At 49.1% G+C, this 1,671-nt stretch carries 2 protein-coding genes; one reads left to right on the forward strand and one right to left on the reverse strand.

The genetic code is table 11. The features are described 5' to 3' along the window. Nucleotides 1–344 precede the first annotated feature (344 nt). Nucleotides 345–1,388: an SIS domain-containing protein gene (locus WCO51_13630; GenBank protein ID MEI6514294.1), complete on the reverse strand. Its 1,044-nt coding sequence runs from the start codon at nt 1,386–1,388 to the stop codon at nt 345–347. Nucleotides 1,389–1,525: 137 nt separating this feature from the next. On the opposite strand from WCO51_13630, the gene WCO51_13635 reads away from it, so the two are divergent. Then, a partial coding sequence (locus WCO51_13635) for an isocitrate/isopropylmalate family dehydrogenase (protein MEI6514295.1) occupies nt 1,526–1,671 on the forward strand: 146 nt, incomplete at its 3' end.

The following is a 1,671-nucleotide window of genomic DNA, read 5'->3' on the forward strand; positions in this document are numbered from 1 at the left end:
CTACGTCGTGACCAACGACGACAACGAGAAGGGTTCCAATTCGGTGCGGGTAACTCATCCGGAGTAAAAAAAGGGCGAGGCTTACGGTCTCGCCCTTTTTTTGTAGCTTTGGCACGGTTTGTGCGATATAGAGAAATGAGGATCTTAGTCCTATGCACCCTACGTAGTTCAAGTTAGGTGCGCTATTAAGTAAGCGTCGTGCTGCGGCGAATGAAATCGCTGCCCAATATCAGAAGTATCAAAGATAATTCGGCAGCCTTGTTCGCCCCTATCGACGCTTACTTACTTTCATCTTTAGACTTTTCTACCCAACCTGCAACGAAAACTCCTGACTGGCTCCCAAGTTACTCGACTAAAGTAACCTTTGTTCCGTAACGGAAGATACCGGTCTGGATGCCTCTTTGTCTGGCGATTTCGTGCAGAAGTAGTTCCTGTATGGTGGCAGCGGAGATGGCAAATAGGTCTTCACCCCATTCAGGCACCTTCAGAACACAGCAGGTTGCCATCTTCGGCAGGTCTAAATCCTGGTCGGTGATTACTATCGCCCGGCTTCCTTTTTCCAACACATCACAAGCAACATTCGTGAGCAACTGGCAAGTCACACCGCCCGGGATGAAGAAAACTGCATGATGGTTCGGCCCCACGGTTTCAAATGGCCCATGTCGAAATGCCGCGCCCGTAAAACCAGCCGCCGGTAAACGCGCGCCTTCTTGCATGGTCAATGTCGCCTGTTTGACCGCCGCCATTGTCGGGCCGCGGCCAACAAAGTGAATAGCCCCCGCATTTGAGACAAGTGTTGCCGCTCTATCAATCTCTTCTTTATCAAACTGAAGCATCTTATCCGCAAGTTTAGTTAATCGGTCCAGCGCCTTATCCACTGCCGCCGATCCGCCAAACGCCTGAGCCATCAGGAAGAGCACCCCCATCGTGTTGACATAAGTCTTAGCCGAAACCGTCGCCTCGATACCGGCGAACATCGGCAGGTTTAACGATGCAGTGCAGGCAATCGTGCTCTTGTCGTTGTTCGTAATTGCAACAACATCCTGCCCAGGCTCGCATCGCTCCATAATCTTTCTGGTTTCAACACTCTCACCCGATTGGCTGACTAGCGTCAATAGGCCATTAATCGGCTTTGGATAGTGCAAAAGTTCTCCCGCATCAGCGGTCGAGGCATCCACACCCTGACGAGCCAAATCGGTTAGGATAAGCTCCGCTGCAAACTCAGAAGTCCCCATTCCACAGAAAACCACTCGTTTTGCAGCTTTGGCTTTGAGCACCCATTGCTCCAAAAGAGACTTCCCTGCAGATGTTCTATAAAAATTGATCAAATCTTTCATCGCATCCGGCTGCGCATTAATATCTCGAAGAAATTGGCTATCAGTTGACATCTTATATACTCCTCGTTTCGGTTGACAAGAATAATACTCGAACACACCGTTTGTAGTCGAGATTAAGGGAAAGTTATTCGATATATCACGCCGTGGTATACTTCATTTGTTGAACGATTTTGAAAAGAGGTGTGGTTATGGCTTATCGTGTTACTCTCATTCCTGGCGATGGCACTGGTCCGGAAATTGTTGAGGCGACGAAAAAAGTAATCGATGCGACCGGGGTCAAGATCGATTGGGAAGAAGTTCAAGCCGGTGAAGTAGCGCTTGAACAATTTGGCAC

The organism is bacterium (assembly GCA_037131655.1).
GTDB lineage: Bacteria > Armatimonadota > Fimbriimonadia > Fimbriimonadales > JBAXQP01 > JBAXQP01.